This is a genomic window from Marinobacter sp. UBA2688 (assembly GCF_002352785.1).
Taxonomy (GTDB): domain Bacteria; phylum Pseudomonadota; class Gammaproteobacteria; order Pseudomonadales; family Oleiphilaceae; genus Marinobacter; species Marinobacter salarius.
On record NZ_DELU01000026.1, the window covers coordinates 291,312 to 306,497 of the forward strand.

The window sequence follows — 15,186 nt, forward strand, 5'->3', positions numbered from 1 at the left end:
CTGCTTTCCGGGGCAATTTGCAAGATAGGGACATACCACAGCGCGCCTAGTCATCCTGCTCCCGAATCTTGCCTTCGCGAATGTTCTCACGGGCTTCCTGGTGCTCGTCGCGGTCCGCTTCCGGAGCTTCGTGCTCATCCGCTCTTGAGGGGCGGAAGCACAGCGTGGTCAGTATCGGGAAGTGGTCGGAACCAAAGGGGGCGAGCCTTTCAATTCTGCCCAGCGTAAAATGCTCGGTGGTGAAGACGTGGTCCAGCGGCCAGCGCAGGTACCAGCGTTCGGCGTGAAAGCTGTTGAACATGCCCCGCCCCCGACGCGGGTCCAGCATGCCGCTGACGCGGCAAAACAGCCGCGTGGTGCGGGACCAGGCCACATCGTTCAGGTCACCGGCGACAATGGCGGGGTAACCATCTTTATGAATCTGTTGGCCGATCAGTAACAGTTCAGCATCCCGCCACAGGGACTCCTCACTTTCACTGGGTGCCGGTGGGCGCGGATGCACGGCGTGCAGTTTCACACGATCACGCGAGGGTAACCTCAACCAACCGTGGATCGAAGGGATATCGTCCTGAATCAGGTAGCTCACCTCGGCCTCTTCCAACGGCAGCCTCGAATACAGATGCATGCCATAGAGGTTCTCCAGCGGCACGCGGATAATGGTCGGCCAGTCACCAAAAGCCGCATCCAGCTGATCGCCCCACCACTGATCCGATTCCAGAGTCAGCAACACATCCGGCCGGTGTTCCTGGACCTGGCGAATCAGACCCTCGCTGTTGCGGTTGGGCGTCAGTACGTTGGCAATCATCAATGTGACACAGCGGTCTTCCTGGCCGGGCTCCGCTGATTGCACCTGCAGGGGCCATAAGCGTGTCCACGGCAAAATGCGGTACAGCTGCAACGCAAGCACCACCACCAATATCGCAAGCACCCACTTTTGCAGGCCATCGTTCCCCAGCCATAGCGCTGCGAACGCCACCAATACCGCCAGGCTGACAATCTGAACACGGGGGAACTCACAGGCACGGATCCACCAGTCATGAAGGCGCACTTTGCCGAGGACGGTCACCGCGAGCAGGGCGATGGCCAATGTCAGCAGGGTATAGTCGATCAAACAGGCCTCCGAGACAGAGTCGTGTATCTGTACCTACACCATAAACGATTGACACAACTTCTGCTGGACGACCTGATCATCGCCAGCTTTGTCTCTGGCCCGGGGCCGACTACACTGCGAGTGACGGAGCGAGGAAAAACGAAAAAAGGAGTTAACCCTTGGATCTTGCCCAGGCTTCATTACAATTCGATGCCGCTCTGGCAGACTTTGCCCGCGCCCGCAGCGCGTCACCACAAGCCTCCAGCCTGGGGCTGCTGGAGCGTGCGCGCCTTCTAATGACGCTGCCGGGAGGTTTCGATGTCCTGTACCGTCGGGTTCGCGCTCTGGAATCCGCCGGTATATTCGGCACCAGTGACTGGTCTAAACCTGCCACCCTGCAACCTGCCCTGGCCAAGCACTCACTGCGGGAAGCCGGTGCGGTTACCACCGTTGTCGAGGCGATCAGCGAAATACGGCTGCTGGCGGTGGTGCGCGGTGACTATTTTCACCCTGGCATTTCCTCCGAGCAGGCCCGGCATTTCCTCACCCAGGTGATGGCCCTGAACCTGGACCTGCTGTCTGGCACTCTCACCGAAGCCGATCGCGAACGGCCCAAGCAACTCGGCCCCCTGGTGCTGGGGCTATACCAATACCTGATATCCCACCTTGGCTACGAGAACCTGTTGGACAGCCTGGTGGCTGAGGTGTGGCGGCTACTGGAACAAGGCCCTGTGCAGGTGGACAGCATCTGCGACATGATTGGCCAGATCGCCAAATGCCTGTACGACCCGGAACTGAAAACCACCGGCACGGCCGACGCCACCCGGCTGGTACGGGCCCTGTTCGCACCCACACCCGGCAGCCGCGAAGACCCCGGATTGGACGTTTACCAGCTACGCCTGACCCAGATGGACGACGTTGAACTGTCCGCGGAAGCCAGCGAGTTCGCCCGCAACATGCACGACACCGGGCTTGCGTCCCCTTATCATGCCGTGTTCTTACGGTTCCTTCGTACGAGTGGCGAGGACGAACTTATCCCCACGGCCCTGGGCCTGACAATGACCGGGCTGGATGACCTCTACTGCTACAACCAGCTTGTAGATGCCTTGATTGATGAAGCCATCCATCCGGAAACCTGTCAGGCGGTCTACGGGCTGACCATGATGCTGGAGCGGGGTTCGCTGTTCACCCCACCGGTCGCCCAGGCACTGTGGCGGCAGATCAAGCTTAAATTATCGGCGGAAACCGAGCAGGCTCTGTCAGAAGCGTTCGGCGATGAGGTTCCACCAAGAGTGTTCCTGCTGGCCGGCGTGCTCAACCTTCTGGGCCAGCCACTGGGCGTGGGCCAGGGCAACAACCCCAGTTGCCAGTCTGCCATAGGATTGTCCATGTGGGCGGCCAACGAGGCTGATTACCTGCTGCAGGTACTCACCTGGGCAGCCCGCGACAACGAGGTACTGAGTCGGTTTGAAGGCTGGGAAGTATCGTCCAAGAACCTGGAGCCGGGTCTGGTCAAGGACACCCCGGTGGATGTGGACCCGGTGTCACTGATACTGATTCCCCACCTGGACCGGATATACGGTGAGATGTGGCGGCGCTGCGAAGACCGTAACGACGACGCCCACCGCTGGATCAACCCGGAGTTCTATGGCTGGTGGGTCAGCCACGGCTTCAAGGTGGTGGCCGATATCCATACTGGGGAAGTCACCGACTACGACGATTTCATCCGGCACTTCTACGCCAGCTATCACCCCTACTACAACGGCAACATTCCGGTGATTCACCACCAGCCTGCCGGCATCGCCGTTACCGACAGCGCCGCCCGCTTCGTCGGCCGACATGCCATTACTATCCTGCGAGTGGCCCTGAGCCCCAGAAACGAAATGCGGGTGTACTTCTTCAACCCCAATAACGACAGCGGCCAGGACTGGGGCCAGGGCATCACCTGCTCAACCCGGGGAAATGGAGAGATTCGGGGTGAGGCGTCCCTGCCCGTGGCGGAATTCACGTCCCGCCTCTATGTGTTTCACTACGACACCCTGGAACTGGGCGACCTGACAGCCATACCCGAGGCCGAAGTGGCCCGGGTCATGGCGTTGGGGTATGGCAGTTGGGCGGCCAGCGACGATTAACTCATGTTCTTGCGCATGAAGTTCTGGATCTCACCCACAATACCCGAGCGGAAGGCCATCACCGTCAGCACGAAGATACCGCCAAGAATGGGATCTACCCAGTCACCCAGCGGCCCCTGGGCCAGCTGATATTCCAGGTTCACCACGAAAGTGGCACCGACCACCGGGCCCAGCAACGTGCCGGTACCACCCAACAGAGTCATCAGGATGACTTCGCCGGACATGTGCCAATGAGCGTCGTTGAGAGACGCAAGCTGGAACACCACGGTTTTCACCGATCCGGCCAGGCCGGCCAGGCCTGCAGAGATCACGAATGCGAGGAGCTTGTAGCGATCCACGTTGTAGCCAAGGGACACCGCCCTGGGCTCGTTCTGCTTGATCGCCTTGAGCACCTGCCCGAAGGGCGAGCCGACAATGCGCTGCACCGCCAGATAGCCTCCGAGGAAGACCGCCAGCACGAAATAGTACATGGCGTAGTTGTTACTCAGGTCAACAAAGCCGAACAGGTGGCCGCGGGGTACGCCGTGCATACCGTCCTCACCACCGGTAAACGGGGCCTGTACGAAGAAGAAGTAGACCAGTTGCGCCAACGCCAGGGTGATCATCGCGAAATAGATTCCCTGGCGGCGAATGGCCACAACCCCGAAGCCGAGCCCCAACACCGTTGCCGCCGCTGTGCCCACCAGAATCCCCATTTCGGTCGTCAGACCGGAGAAATTCGAGAGCAGGTAACCGGTGGTGTATGAGCCCGCCGCCAGGAACGCAGCGTGCCCGAAAGACAGCAGGCCGGTGTAACCCAGCAGGAGGTTGAACGCCACTGCGAACAGGGCGAAGCACAGGATTTTCATCAGGAACACGGGGTACATCACCGCCGGTGCCAATAGGAGCAGCGCCAGCAGCACAAGATTCAAAATCTGCTTCTTGCGTTGCTCGGATTTCTGCTGCTGAATAATGCTTTGCTGGATATCTGTCTGCGTGGTTGCGTTCGCCATGACTATGCCTCCTTACCAAACAGGCCCGACGGGCGAATCAACAGAACAACCACCATCACCAGGAAGATCACGGCTGCCGACCCTTCCGGGTAGAACACTTTGGTGAACCCTTCTACTACCCCCATCATCAGGCCGGTAACGACGGCTCCGGCGATAGAACCCATGCCGCCGATGACGACCACAGCAAACACCACGATGAGTATGTTGGAGCCCATTACCGGCGATACCGAATATATGGGTGCGGCAAGCGCACCGGCGAAGGCGGCGAGCATGACACCAAAACCGTAAGTGAGGCTGATCAGCAGTGGCACATTGATGCCAAACCCCTGCATCAGCTGGGAATCTTCCGTGCCGGCCCGCAGGTAGGAGCCAAGCCGGGTTTTCTCAATCATGAACCAGGTTGCGAAGCACACCAGCAAGGCAGCGACGATCACCCAGGCTCGATAGTAGGGAAGGAACATGAACCCGAGGTTCATACCACCTCTGAACACCTCCGGCATGGAATAACGCAGGCCAGAAACGCCGTAAATATTGGTCAGAACACCTTGAAGGATCAGTGCAATCCCGAAGGTCAACAACAGGCTGTAGATGTGATCCTGGCCCGCGATGCGGCGCAACAGGAAGTACTCCAGCAGAATGCCGAAACAGCCAACAATCACGGGTGCGACGAAAAGCGCTACCCAGTAGTTGACTCCGAAGGCATCAAAAATCAGTACGGTACACATCGCACCGAGCATGTACATGGCACCGTGGGCGAAGTTGATGATTTTCAGCAGGCCAAATATTACCGCCAGGCCGAGGCTCAGCAGAGCGTAAAAGGCACCATTGATCACCCCGAGCATCAACTGGCCAGACAGCACGGCCACGGGGACTCCCAGAATCTCGGTCATGTTACAAACTCCAAAAGCAGCGCAACGGATCATTCACAAGTTGCGTGTCTGCAGGTCAGTGGCCGCCCCGCCAGCACTGCTGGATAGCGCGGGACGGCCCAGTCGGTCAGAACATCAGTTTTTGGTTACGAGCTTGCACTTGCTCTCAGACAGCGGGCGATAGGCCTCGTCCCCCGGGATGGTGCGTACGATGTCGTACAGGTCCCACTCGCTCTTGGACTCCTCGGGCGTTTTCACTTCCGCCAGGTACATGTCGTGAACCATACGGCCGTCCTCACGAATGATGCCGTTCTTGGCAAACATGTCGTTGATCGGCGTATCCATCATCTGCTTGCGTACCGTTTGGGCGGCATCCGAACCGGTGGCCTTCACAGCGTTCAGGTACTGCATGGTGCTGGAGTAGATACCGGCGTGAACCATGGTGGGACGAACGCCGGTTTTTTCCATGAAACGGTCAGACCAGGCACGGGTTTCGTCGTTCATGTCCCAGTACCAGCCGGTGGTGAGCTGGATACCCTGGGCAGACTGAGCACCCAGTGCGTGAACGTCGGTCAGGAACAACAACAGCGCCGCCAGGGTCTGGCCGGACTGGGTCAGGCCGAATTCACCGGCGGTAGTGATGGCATTGGTGGTGTCTGCACCGGCGTTTGCCAGGGCCACCACGTCAGCGCCTGAGGACTGCGCCTGCAGGATAAAGGACGAGAAGTCAGAGGTTGGGAAGGGATGACGCACTGCCTGCATCACTTCGCCGCCATTCTCTTCCACCACACGGGTTACGTCGCCTTCCAGGGCGTGACCGAAGGCATAGTCAGCGGTCAGGATAAACCAGCTCTTGCCACCTTCTTTAACCACCGCGCTTGCCGTACCGTTGGCCAGCGGATAGGTGTCATACACGTAGTGGATGTGGTTCGGCGTGCAGTGCTCGTTGGTAATACTGGACGCGGCAGAACCGGAGACGATACCCAGTTTGTCGTTTTCTTCCAGGATGTTGCTGACGGCAATGGTGACCGAGGAAGCAACCAGGCCGGCGATCAAATCAACGTTCTCGTTCTCCACCCAGCGCCGGGCAGTACTGGAGGCGGAATCCGGGCTGTTACGATCATCCGCGCTGACCACTTCGATCTTGGCGCCATTGACCGTGCCACCGAAGTCCGCGATGGCCATTTCCAGGGCTGTCTGGCCATTGGGGCCGGCCAGGTCACGATAGGTGCCGGACATGTCGGCCAGGTAACCGATTTTAACGGTGTTGTCGGATATCTCAGCCTGGGCAGCACCCACAAACATGGCTGATGCAATCGCTGATGTCAGAAGCTTTTTGGTGATTGTCATTGTTGTTTCTCCGCTACTGTCTTTGCGTTGGTTTTCGGGTTTCGTTCTTATTGCTCTTGTTGCACTCTTTATTTCACTCTCATCCCCAGGCCTTACACACCCAGGTACTTGTCCAGCATCGACTGCTTGGCCTCAAGCTCGTCGGCGCTGATCTCCTCCACAATCTGGCCGTGTTCCATCACATAGTGACGGTCCGCCAGGGGTGCGGCGAAATGGAAATTTTGCTCAACCAGGACAATGGTCAGGCCTTTTTCCTTCAGCTTGACCAACACCTCGCCCAGTGTTTCAACGATGACCGGAGCCAGGCCTTCGGTGATTTCATCCAGCAACAGCATGTTGGCGCCCGTTCTCAGAATCCGGGCCATGGCCAGCATCTGCTGCTCACCACCCGATAGTTTGGTGCCAGGGCTGGTACGGCGCTCGTACAGGTTGGGGAACATGGAGAAAATTTCCTCCAACCCCATGCCGCCACTTCGGACGACCGGCGGAAGCGTCAGGTTTTCCATGACATTGAGTCCGGAAAAAATGCCCCGGTGTTCGGGGCAATACCCTACTCCCAACCTTGCAATGTGGTGAGGCGCACACGTCATGGTCTCCTCACCGTTAATCATGATCGAGCCGGTGCGGCGGCCCACCATATTCATAATCGCTTTCAGGGTGGTGCTACGCCCGGCCCCGTTGCGGCCCAGAAGGGTGACCAGTTCCCCGCGCTGAACCTCCAGATCAATGCCATGGAGAATGTGGGACTCGCCATAGAACGCGTGAAGCCCGGAGATTCGTAGCTGTTCGTAATCTTTCGAGTGGGCCTGGGTCATTCCGCCGCCTCCTGCTTCTTGGTGGCCGTGCCACCCATATACACCTCACGCACACGGGGGTCATCGGACACCTGTTGGTAGTCGCCTTCGGTGAGCACGGCCCCCTGTGCCAGCACGGTGACCCGGTCGCACAGTTTGCTGACCACACCCAGGTTGTGTTCCACCATCAGCACCGTGCGGCCTTGAGCGGCCTTGCGCACCAGTTCAACGACCCGCTCCACGTCTTCACTGCCCATTCCCTGTGTGGGCTCATCCAGCAACAGCAGCTCCGGCTCCATGGCCAGAGTGGTGGCCAGTTCCAGGGCGCGTTTACGACCGTAGGCGAGTTCGACGGTGGTGGTATTGGCGAATTCAGTCAGCCCCACACTGTCCAGCAGTTCCATGCAACGCTCATTGAGCTTGTTCAGGGACTCGCCGGATTTCCAGAAGCGGAAGGAGTTTCCTTCAAAGCTCTGCAGAGCGACGCGAATGTTCTCGAGCGCCGTCATATGGGGGAAAACCGCAGAAATCTGAAAGGAACGGACCACCCCTTTGCGGGCAATGGCCGCCGATTTCATTGAAGTGATGTCCTCACCCTTGAACAGGATTTTGCCTCGGGTAGGAATCAGGAATTTGGTGAGCAGGTTGAATACCGTGGTCTTGCCCGCGCCATTAGGGCCGATCAGGGCATGTATGTGGCCACGCTGCACCTTCAGGTTAACGTCATCGACCGCCACAAAGCCCTTGAACTCTTTGACGAGGCTTTGGGTCTCCAGAACGAACGGGTCACTCATGAGCCATTCTACCTTTGTTATTGTTGTGCGTTTATACTGTGTACAGAGTAGATTGACGTCTACGTAAACGTCAACCGAAAATCGTACTTTTTTGGCCAATCGCCATTCGCAAAAAATCACTGACCAACGTCAGCGCCTGGGCAGGCTGCTGCAAGTGGGGCGAATGCCCCGTGCCAGCCATGAACACCGGTTCAGCCCGATGCCCGATACCCTCCACAATCCGGGTCACCTGCTCTGGAACGCCATATTCATCATCGTCCCCTTGAATGATCATAGCCGGGCAACGAATGGCGTCCAGCCAAGGGCCAAAGTCCATGGACTCTTGAAATCCCTCATCCAGCCAGACGTCCTGCCAGGCGTAGAACAACGCATCAGTGCGTTCGCCGTGATGGCGCAGTAACTTCTCGCGAATACCTTCTTCCAGGTAGCGACGGCGCATGTCGCGGATACCAGCCAGGGTGAGGTGATCGGCCCAGGTATGGGCGGCCATGGTGACCAACCCTTTTACCCGCCCTTCCAACGCTGCTGCGGCAATCAGGGCAATGGAGCCGCCATCGCTGTGGCCCACCAGAATCACCTCATCAATCGCCAGCGCATCCAGCAGCCGGGGCAACCACACGGTGCCTTCCTGCTCCAGATAATCGTAGGGACGGGGCAACGGCTCGTCACTGGAGGCACCGTAACCACGGCGCTCATAAATCAGCGCATCGAGGCCCGTGACCTCCGCCAACTGGCGCGGGAACTGCTTCCACAAGGCAATGTTGCCCAGGGATTCATGCAGGAACACCAACACAGGCCCGGTACGGTCACCGTGGCTCAGGCGCTGGGCCTGAACCCTGACGCCCTCCCCCAGGGAAACCGAAAGATTGCTGACGTTCATGCCGTCACCGCTGCGCCGGAATCGCGTAGGTGATGGTGGCATGGGCAACCGGGTCTTCCAGGCCATCGGAGAGAATATAGACTTCACCCACCCCACTGGTCTTGCCGATTCTCAGCATGCTGGCCCGCGCCCGGATCGGGCTGTGGGCCACGGGCTTGCGCAGGAAGTTGATGTTGAGGTTACTGGTCACCGCCAGCGGCACCAGGCCGATTTTTCCCAGCAGGGCGGCATACAGGGCCACGTCCGCCAACGCCATCATGGCGGGGCCGGACACCGTGCCGCCGGGGCGCAGATGCTCTTCAGCAACCTCCAGCTTCATTTCGGCCCAACCGTCGCCCAGTTCCTGCAGGGTGCCGTAGCGGGCACCCTGGGGAAACTGCTCGGCGAGGAAGGCCTGCAGCTCCTCGAAGGTGACAATCATCCCTGTTTCTCTTCCTTCGCCTGGTTACGCAGAACAAAGCGCTGGATCTTGCCACTGGGGGTTTTCGGCAGCTCATCCACGAATTCAATTTCACGGGGATAGGCGTGAGCGGAAAGGCGATGGCGAACCAGCTCCTGCAGCTCGTCCTTCAGGGCATCTTCGCTTTCAGGCTCCTGGTCACCCTTGATAACCACATAAGCCTTGATAATAGAGCCCCGCTTTTCGTCGGGCTTCGCCACCACACCAGACTCGGCCACCGCCTTGTGCTCCAGCAGGGTGCTTTCCACATCGGCCGGGCCCACACGGTAACCAGCAGTGGTGATAATGTCATCGTCACGGCCGCTGAATGAGAAGCAGCCACCGCCATGATTCACCACCATATCGCCGGTGAGGTAGTAGCCATTCACGAACGGGTCTTTTTCGCCCCAGGTGTAGCCGTCGAAATGGAACAATGGCGAGGCGTTCACATCCACTGCCAACTGGCCGATCTCACCTTCGCCCACAACTTCATTCTTTTCATTGAGGGCAACGACTTTGTGGCCAGGAGAGGAATAGCCCATGGAGCCCTGGCGCACTGGATGATCAAGGCCATGGAAGTTACAGCAGGTCATGCCGGTTTCGGTCTGGCCATAGTGGTCCTTGACCGGGCAGAAATGACGCCGCTCAATCCAGCTCACCACTTCCGGGTTCAGCGGCTCACCGGCACTGCTGGCCACCCGAAGGCCAAGATTCTCTCCTTCCGGAAGAACGTGGTCATTGGCTTTCAGCAACCGATAAGCAGTCGGGGCCGCCGCCAGGTTGGTGATCTTGTACTTGCGGATCATGTCGTAGGTGGTTTCCGGGGTAAACGCGCCCGGGTTGAAATGGGTGGCATGCCCCATCAGCAACGGGCCCACCACGGCGTAGTAAAGACCGTAGGCCCAGCCCGGATCAGCCACGTTCCAGAACACATCATCGTCCCGCAGGTCGATGGCATATTTCATGTACACGTAAAACGCCAGCAACGCCTTGGCAGGAACCGCAACACCCTTGGACTTACCAACCGTACCCGAGGTAAACATCTGCAGGAACGGATCACCACCCTTGATCAGTACCGGTTCAAACTGGCCAGACTGCTCTGCCAGTGTCTTTTCAAAGTCCGGGATATCGCCACTGACTTCGGCCGCGCTCACGCACACCACAGGTGCGCAGTCCTTGACCTCGGTAAGTTTCGGGTAGTTGACGGGGTCAGTGACCACCAGTTTGGTGCTGGCGCGCTCGAAACGATACTCGATGGCACCAGGGCCAAAGGCGGTGAACAGCGGCTGGTAAACGGCGCCAGCGCGAAGGGCGCCCGCGATGACAATCAACAACTCAGGGCTGCGAGGCAGCAGGGCGGCAACCCGGTCGCCCTTGCCGATACCGCGGGAGGTCAGGTAGTTCGCAAAACGGGCGGATTGTTCTTTCAGCTCGGCGAAGGTCAGCTTGCCGGAACCGCCGTCAGCTTTTTCGTAATAAAGCGCAACCCGTTGGGGGTCGTCTGCCCATTTGTCACAGATTTCCGTACAGACGTTCAGGCCATCGTTCAGGTTACCCTCCAGAATCTCGGCTTCGAGGCTGGCGGGGTCGAAATTGTCATAGACCGATTGGTAATCCGGGAGGCTCATAATCCAGTCCTTTTATTGTTGTGGCAAATTCTGAACTCAATGTGTATCACAGGCTATAGTTTACGTAAAGGTAAACTTAAAGCTAAAAATAAGCGCCTTCAAAACCCATCAGCATGAACGAAAAGCTCGGCCCAGATGGCCCTGAAGGCGCTGCCTGTTCAGCCCTGCTCGCGGTAATAGAACTTCTGTATGCTGGAGAAATCCAGCCCGCCATTACCCTCGTTGGCATGGAGCGCAAACAGGTTACGGGCCAACGACCCCATGGGGATGGGGGCCTGATTCTTGACCGCATTGTCGAAGGCCAGCCCCAGGTCCTTGTTCATCAGGTTCACCAGGAAACCGCCTTCGTAGTCACGGGACGCCGGAACACCCTCCATGACACCCGGCCAGGGGTTGTAGACGTTCAGCGCCCAGTTACCACCGGAACTCTGTTTCATGATTTCCGACAGTACCGCAGGGTCCAGGCCGTTCTTCACGCCCAGTGCCAATGCTTCGCTGGTACCGCTCATCAGGATGGCCAGCAGCATGTTGTTGCAGATCTTGGCAACCTGCCCGGAACCGTGGGGGCCAGCGTGGAAGATGTTCTTCCCCATACCTTCAAGAATGGGTTTGGCGCGCTCGAACGCGTCCGCCTCACCACCACAGATAAAGGTCAGCGTGCCCGCCTTGGCGCCACCAACACCGCCGGAGACCGGCGCATCCATAAAGGTGATACCGGCCGCCACAGCTGTTTCGGCCACACCTTTCGCGGTTTCCGGTGCGATGGTGGAGGAGTCGATCACCAATGTGGTGGACGGCAGGTTTTTCAGCAGGCCGTTGTCGCCCAGATAAACCGCTTCCACGTGCTGGCCCGCAGGCAGCATGGAAATCACCACCTCGGCACCCTCCACTGCTTCCTGAATCGTCGCTGCAGATTTCGCACCTTCGCTGGTGAGCGCCTTGACCGCCTCGGAAGACAGATCAAACACCGTCAGGTCGTGTCCCGCCTTAACGAGGTTGGCGGCCATGGGGCCACCCATGTTGCCAAGACCGATAAATGTGATAGTCGCCATATTGTTGTTCTCCATTTTTGATCAGTGTTGGTCTGTTCGGTTTTGTTCAGGGCTCGATAAAGAATCGGTCGATCCATTCCGGGTCCACGCTCTTCAGTGTCGGGAAATGCCAGCGTGGCTTCAGGTCCTTGTCGATCAACAGTGCCCGGACGCCCTCGGCAAACTCACCCATCTTCAGGCAGCGTTTCGATATTTGAAGCTCCTTGTCGAAAACCTGGGACAGGCTGTCGTGCAAGGTGTCGTGATAGTGTTGCCAGGTCAGAGTCAGGGACGCCGGCGACGCCGCCGCGACCGTCTTGACCGCCTTGATCAGCCAGGGATCTTCGCCGGCGTACTGGCTCAGGTTATCCACCACGTCCACCAGCGAATCGCCGTCGGTAAGGACCTGGATCACATCAAAGTGCTCGCGTACCACGGCCTGTGGCATTGCCTCGCGGGAGCCCTCCTCGAATCTGCGCAACACTTTGCTAACAGCGGCATGGGCGCCACCCTCAAGGCCGGCAAAGCCCGACTGCTGCAAGGCCTGCTTGACCTCCTCGCGCATGTCGTGGCGAATAAACCGATCGGCCAACCCGGTAAACAGCGCATCAGCGCCGTTCATCCGCGCCCCGGTCAGCCCCAGGAACAAACCGATCCGGCCCGGCATTTTGTTGAGGAACCAGCCAGCGCCGACATCCGGGTACAGGCCGATACTCACTTCCGGCATCGCCACACGTGAATGCTCCGTCACCACGCGGTGGGAGCCGCCAGACATCAGGCCGATGCCGCCGCCCATCACCACGCCATTGCCCCAGACAATAAAAGGCTTGGGATAGGTGTGAATCTGGTAGTCCAGTTCGTATTCGTCGGTGAAGAATCTATCCCCTTCACTGACGGCACGACTGTCAGAGCGCGGCTCTGTCATGTCGCGATACAGCGCCACAATGTCCCCGCCGGCGCACAGGGCCTTGTCGCCCTCGCCTTCCAGCCACACGGCGCCGATGGTGTCGTCCGCGGCCCACTGGTCCAGCTTTGCCTTCAACAGGTGGATCATCTCCAGCGACAATGCGTTCATGGCGCGCGGAGCGTTCAGCCGTGCCACACCAATGCGGCTACCGCCAGCGGCTTCCAGTTCCTCAAAAATGACTACTTGATCGCTCATACCATTCACTCAGTAATCCGGCCCGATTTATCGATGCTTTTAACGGTTTTTCCATTCCGGCGTGCGCTTTTCAAGGAACGCATTCACGCCTTCGCGCTGGTCTTCGGTGCTGAACAGTTCGATAAACAGTTCCCGCTCCATTCTCCAGCCATCGTCGTGACTGCGACCGTCACGGGCGCTCATCACCAGGGTCTTGCAGCGGGCAACAGACGACGGGCTCTGCTTGCCGGCCATCTCCGCCAGCTCCAGCGCCTTGTCGAGGGCTGCGCCCTGCGGCACCACTTCCTCCACCAGCCCGATGCTCAGGGCCTTGTCGGCCTTGATACGCTCACCACACAGGATCATGCGCTTGGCCCAGCCTTCGCCGACCAGCCAAGGCAGGTTCTGGGTGCCACCGGCACAGGGCAACAGGCCAACGGTGGCCTCTGGCAATGCCATCTGGGCATGCTCCTCGGCAATGCGGATGTCACAGGCCAGGGCACACTCCAGGCCACCCCCCATGGCATAGCCGTTCACGGCCGCAATTGACACGCCACGGAAGCGAACCAGGGCATCGAATGCCTGACCAAACGCCTGCGCCATGACACTGGCGTTACCAATGTCGCCATCGGCGAAGGCCTTGAGGTCGGCACCGGCAGAGAAAAACTTCTCGCCCTGGCCAGTGACCACCAGCGCAAAGATATTGCGATCAGCGTTGAGCGCCTCAATCGTCTCTTCCAGCGCCTTCAAAGACGCCTTGGTCCAGGTATTGGCCGGGGGGTTGTTAATGGTGATGATCGCGGTGTGGCCGCGCTTTTCCAGCTGAATCAGTTCGCTCATGTGAATTCTCGCCTTTTGTTAGTTGGCAGAAGCGTTTATTGAATAGCTTCAGCGACACCAGGCTCCAGTAGCCGGCGGGCTACGATCAGCCGCATGATTTCGTTGGTGCCTTCCAAAATCTGATGCACCCGCAGGTCGCGTACGTAGCGCTCCAGCGGATACTCGCGGATATAGCCGTAACCACCGTGGAGCTGAAGTGCTTCGTTGCACACCTCGAAACACGCATCGGTGGCGAAGCGTTTGGCCATGGCGCAATGCAGCGTGGCTTCGGTATCGCCCTGATCCAGCCGGTAGGCTGCCAGGCGAACCATCTGCCGTGCGGCTACCAGGTTGGTTGCCATGTCCGCCAGCTTGAACTGCAATGCCTGGAAGCCCGCCAGGGCCTGGCCGAACTGCTCGCGTTCGTGCATGTAATTGCGCGCGCGCAGCAGCGCCGCCTGGGCACCACCCATGGAGCAGGTGGCAATGTTAAGGCGCCCACCGTCCAGGCCTTTCATGGCGATCATGAAGCCCTGACCTTCTTCACCCAGCCGGTTATTGGCCGGCACGCGTACGTTCTCGAAGGTAATCTGGCGGGTGGGCTGGCTGTTCCAGCCCATTTTTTCCTCGGCCTTGCCGTAGTGGATGCCATCACTGTCAGCGGGCACCACAAACGCACTAATGCCCTTGGGACCACTGCCCGGCTCACCGGTACGAGCCATCACCACCAGCATCTGAGTGGCGCCAGCGCCGGAAATAAACACCTTGCTGCCATTCAGTACATAGCTGTCGCCGTCCCGTGTGGCCTTGGTGCGCAGGTTACCGGCGTCAGAGCCGGCACCCGGTTCCGTCAGGCAGTAGGAACCCAACCATTCACCACTGGCCATTTTCGGGGCGATCTGTTTCTGGATATCGGCATTGCCAAACTGCGCCACCATCCAGGTCGCCATGTTGTGGATGGTGATGTAGGCGGCCGTGGAAGGACAGGCAGCCGCCAGCTCTTCCACGATCACGCTGGTATCCAGCCGCGACAGCCCCATGCCGCCCTGGGCTTCCGGCGTGTAAATACCGCAAAAGCCCATCTCACCGGCCTCGCGAATCACTTCCACCGGGAACACATGCTCGGCATCCCATTTGGCAGCGTGAGGCGCCATGGCCTTCTCCGCGAAGGCCCTGGCGGCCTCGCGGAAGGCCAGCTGATCTTCAGTCAGATCAAAGTTCATGGGC

At 59.0% G+C, this 15,186-nt stretch carries 14 protein-coding genes; 1 reads left to right on the top strand and 13 read right to left on the bottom strand.

Annotation, left to right across the window (positions count from 1 at the left end; genetic code table 11):
- Positions 1-46: 46 nt before the first annotated feature.
- A complete protein-coding gene (locus B3M52_RS16810) occupies positions 47-1,111 on the bottom strand; it encodes an endonuclease/exonuclease/phosphatase family protein (protein ID WP_075195405.1) in 1,065 nt (354 codons plus the stop codon).
- Between the two features lie 158 nt (positions 1,112-1,269).
- On the opposite strand from B3M52_RS16810, the gene B3M52_RS16815 reads away from it, so the two are divergent.
- Positions 1,270-3,222 carry a hypothetical protein gene (locus B3M52_RS16815; RefSeq protein WP_075195406.1) on the top strand — a complete coding sequence of 651 codons (1,953 nt, stop codon included), beginning with the start codon at positions 1,270-1,272 and terminating at the stop codon, positions 3,220-3,222.
- Here B3M52_RS16815 and B3M52_RS16820 read toward each other — a convergent pair.
- The 12 genes from B3M52_RS16820 to B3M52_RS16875 all read right to left on the bottom strand — a co-directional run bounded on the left by B3M52_RS16820 (position 3,219) and on the right by B3M52_RS16875 (position 15,182).
- Entirely contained in the window at positions 3,219-4,214 is a 996-nt protein-coding gene (locus tag B3M52_RS16820; RefSeq protein ID WP_041333636.1) for a branched-chain amino acid ABC transporter permease, read from the bottom strand. The genes B3M52_RS16815 and B3M52_RS16820 overlap by 4 nt on opposite strands.
- Before the next feature lie 2 nt (positions 4,215-4,216).
- A complete protein-coding gene (locus B3M52_RS16825) occupies positions 4,217-5,104 on the bottom strand; it encodes a branched-chain amino acid ABC transporter permease (protein WP_075195407.1) in 888 nt (295 codons plus the stop codon).
- Between the two features lie 114 nt (positions 5,105-5,218).
- Positions 5,219-6,433, bottom strand: coding sequence for an ABC transporter substrate-binding protein (locus B3M52_RS16830; RefSeq protein ID WP_075195408.1), 1,215 nt, complete (start codon positions 6,431-6,433; stop codon positions 5,219-5,221).
- A 92-nt stretch (positions 6,434-6,525) separates the two neighbouring features.
- On the bottom strand, positions 6,526-7,248 hold the full coding sequence (locus tag B3M52_RS16835) for an ABC transporter ATP-binding protein (protein WP_036202479.1): 723 nt from the start codon (positions 7,246-7,248) through the stop codon (positions 6,526-6,528).
- Complete coding sequence (locus tag B3M52_RS16840; RefSeq protein ID WP_036202477.1) at positions 7,245-8,021, bottom strand: ABC transporter ATP-binding protein; 777 nt, start codon at positions 8,019-8,021, stop codon at positions 7,245-7,247. Before B3M52_RS16840 ends, B3M52_RS16835 begins: the two co-directional genes overlap by 4 nt.
- Before the next feature lie 70 nt (positions 8,022-8,091).
- Positions 8,092-8,901 (bottom strand): alpha/beta fold hydrolase, encoded by an 810-nt coding sequence (locus B3M52_RS16845; RefSeq protein ID WP_075195409.1) that lies wholly within the window; start codon positions 8,899-8,901, stop codon positions 8,092-8,094.
- A 4-nt stretch (positions 8,902-8,905) separates the two neighbouring features.
- Positions 8,906-9,322: a PaaI family thioesterase gene (locus B3M52_RS16850; RefSeq protein ID WP_075195410.1), complete on the bottom strand. Its 417-nt coding sequence runs from the start codon at positions 9,320-9,322 to the stop codon at positions 8,906-8,908.
- Positions 9,319-10,968: an AMP-binding protein gene (locus B3M52_RS16855; RefSeq protein WP_075195411.1), complete on the bottom strand. Its 1,650-nt coding sequence runs from the start codon at positions 10,966-10,968 to the stop codon at positions 9,319-9,321. The genes B3M52_RS16850 and B3M52_RS16855 overlap by 4 nt, the downstream gene beginning before the upstream one ends.
- 158 nt (positions 10,969-11,126) lie before the next feature.
- On the bottom strand, positions 11,127-12,020 hold the full coding sequence (mmsB, locus tag B3M52_RS16860) for a 3-hydroxyisobutyrate dehydrogenase (protein WP_075195556.1): 894 nt from the start codon (positions 12,018-12,020) through the stop codon (positions 11,127-11,129).
- Positions 12,021-12,066: 46 nt separating this feature from the next.
- Positions 12,067-13,161 (bottom strand): enoyl-CoA hydratase/isomerase family protein, encoded by a 1,095-nt coding sequence (locus tag B3M52_RS16865; RefSeq protein ID WP_075195412.1) that lies wholly within the window; start codon positions 13,159-13,161, stop codon positions 12,067-12,069.
- A gap of 39 nt (positions 13,162-13,200) precedes the next feature.
- Entirely contained in the window at positions 13,201-13,980 is a 780-nt protein-coding gene (locus tag B3M52_RS16870) for an enoyl-CoA hydratase (protein WP_036202464.1), read from the bottom strand.
- A gap of 35 nt (positions 13,981-14,015) precedes the next feature.
- Complete coding sequence (locus tag B3M52_RS16875; protein WP_041333630.1) at positions 14,016-15,182, bottom strand: acyl-CoA dehydrogenase family protein; 1,167 nt, start codon at positions 15,180-15,182, stop codon at positions 14,016-14,018.
- Between the last annotated feature and the right edge of the window lie 4 nt (positions 15,183-15,186).

Bases quoted from the DNA above. Each gene is read 5' to 3' on its own strand.
- B3M52_RS16820 (WP_041333636.1), bottom strand. From the start codon at position 4,214: ATGGCGAACGCAACCACGCAGACAGATATCCAGCAAAGCATTATTCAG.
- B3M52_RS16825 (WP_075195407.1), bottom strand. From the start codon at position 5,104: ATGACCGAGATTCTGGGAGTCCCCGTGGCCGTGCTGTCTGGCCAGTTG.
- B3M52_RS16830 (WP_075195408.1), bottom strand. From the start codon at position 6,433: ATGACAATCACCAAAAAGCTTCTGACATCAGCGATTGCATCAGCCATG.
- B3M52_RS16835 (WP_036202479.1), bottom strand. From the start codon at position 7,248: ATGACCCAGGCCCACTCGAAAGATTACGAACAGCTACGAATCTCCGGG.
- B3M52_RS16840 (WP_036202477.1), bottom strand. From the start codon at position 8,021: ATGAGTGACCCGTTCGTTCTGGAGACCCAAAGCCTCGTCAAAGAGTTC.
- B3M52_RS16845 (WP_075195409.1), bottom strand. From the start codon at position 8,901: ATGAACGTCAGCAATCTTTCGGTTTCCCTGGGGGAGGGCGTCAGGGTT.
- B3M52_RS16850 (WP_075195410.1), bottom strand. From the start codon at position 9,322: ATGATTGTCACCTTCGAGGAGCTGCAGGCCTTCCTCGCCGAGCAGTTT.
- B3M52_RS16855 (WP_075195411.1), bottom strand. From the start codon at position 10,968: ATGAGCCTCCCGGATTACCAATCGGTCTATGACAATTTCGACCCCGCC.
- mmsB (WP_075195556.1), bottom strand. From the start codon at position 12,020: ATGGCGACTATCACATTTATCGGTCTTGGCAACATGGGTGGCCCCATG.
- B3M52_RS16865 (WP_075195412.1), bottom strand. From the start codon at position 13,161: ATGAGCGATCAAGTAGTCATTTTTGAGGAACTGGAAGCCGCTGGCGGT.
- B3M52_RS16870 (WP_036202464.1), bottom strand. From the start codon at position 13,980: ATGAGCGAACTGATTCAGCTGGAAAAGCGCGGCCACACCGCGATCATC.
- B3M52_RS16875 (WP_041333630.1), bottom strand. From the start codon at position 15,182: ATGAACTTTGATCTGACTGAAGATCAGCTGGCCTTCCGCGAGGCCGCC.